Raw genomic sequence first — 326 nt, 5'->3', positions numbered from 1 at the left:
CCACCTGTGGCATCCACGGTGAGCACCGGCAGGTCGTTGGTGCCGGTAATGGTGAGGTTGACCGTCTTGGTGTCAGACCCGCCATCGTTATCGGTGACAGTGACCTCGAAGCTTAAGGTGATGGTCTCGCCTAGGGCGAGGAACTGCACATCACTGTTGAGGATGCTGTAATCCCAGCTGTCACTGTCGACACTGAAGCCATCGATGAGGCTCTGGATTTGGCCGGCGCTGAGTACGTTGGCGAGGTCGCCACCGCTCCAGCTGATGTCATTGTTGTAGACCTCGGTGACGCTGTGGGTGTTGTTGACATCCACGTCGGTGAAGCT

The 326-nt window shown here is 57.7% G+C and carries 1 protein-coding gene; it reads right to left on the bottom strand.

Features of this window, described 5'->3' with window-relative positions; all coding sequences use genetic code 11:
• A partial coding sequence (locus tag DB48_RS03850) for a VCBS domain-containing protein (protein WP_041509018.1) occupies nt 1-326 on the bottom strand: 326 nt, incomplete at both ends.

The organism is Shewanella sp. cp20, assembly GCF_000832025.1.
In the GTDB taxonomy this organism is placed as follows: Bacteria; Pseudomonadota; Gammaproteobacteria; order Enterobacterales; family Shewanellaceae; genus Shewanella.
Note: the sequence above shows the minus strand (reverse complement) of the source record. Positions and strands in the feature narration are given on the sequence as shown.